1 protein-coding gene is annotated in these 805 nt (G+C 64.7%); it reads right to left on the bottom strand.

Going from position 1 to position 805, the window contains the following annotated elements; all coding sequences use genetic code 11:
- A partial coding sequence (locus HF203_RS16045) for an FG-GAP repeat domain-containing protein (protein ID WP_210424823.1) occupies positions 1-805 on the bottom strand: 805 nt, incomplete at both ends.

Here is an 805-nt window from a genome sequence, read left to right as displayed (position 1 = left end):
AGGTGAAGGTGAGCGTCGTCTGATCGACCCCCACCTGATCGTTGGTGGTGTCGAGGGTGACGGTGACGTCGGCGCCGGGCTGGGTGTCGAGGACCAGGGTATAGGTGGCGGTGGCGCCGCCCTCGGTGACCTCGACCGAGGATTGGCTCAGGGTCACCCCGGGCGGGGTGCCGTTGAGGAACAGCAGCAGGTTGCCGTCGTAGTTGCCGACCAGGGCGTCGAGATCGCCGTCGGCGTCGAGGTCGGCGAAGACAGGTGAGTTCAAATAGCCGACGTCGGTCAACCCGTATGGGTTGGTGACTGCGCTGGTGAATGCCGGTTCGGTCGTGCTGCCGGTGTTCTCGAACAGCCAGATGTCGCCGCTGAAGCCGCCGACGAGCAGGTCGAGTCGGCCATCACCGTTGATGTCGGCCAGGGTTGGCTTGACGGCCCGCTCGACCTCGGTCAGGCCGAACGGTGAAGTCACGGCGTCGGCGAAGTCCGGCTGGGTGGCGCTGCCGGTGTTGCGGAAATAGATGAGATAACCAGCGCCGATGCCGACGAAGGCGTCGAGGCGCCCGTCGCTGTCGATGTCGGCGAAGGTGGGCGCGGCACCATACCCGGTGTTCGTCAACTCGAATGGGTTGGTGGAGGGTGAGGAGAAGGCGGCCTCGGATGCCGTGCCGGTATTCTCGAAGAACAGGAGGTCGCCGTCCCAGTTTCCGACGACGAGATCGAGGTCACCATCGCCGTCGAGGTCGACCAGGCTCGGGGTTGCATTGTCGCCGACATCACTCAGACCGAAGGGATTGGTGATCGCTGAACT

The sequence above is a fragment of the Marichromatium bheemlicum genome, from assembly GCF_012276755.1.
GTDB classification, from domain to species: Bacteria; Pseudomonadota; Gammaproteobacteria; order Chromatiales; family Chromatiaceae; genus Marichromatium; species Marichromatium bheemlicum.
Note: the sequence above shows the minus strand (reverse complement) of the source record. Positions and strands in the feature narration are given on the sequence as shown.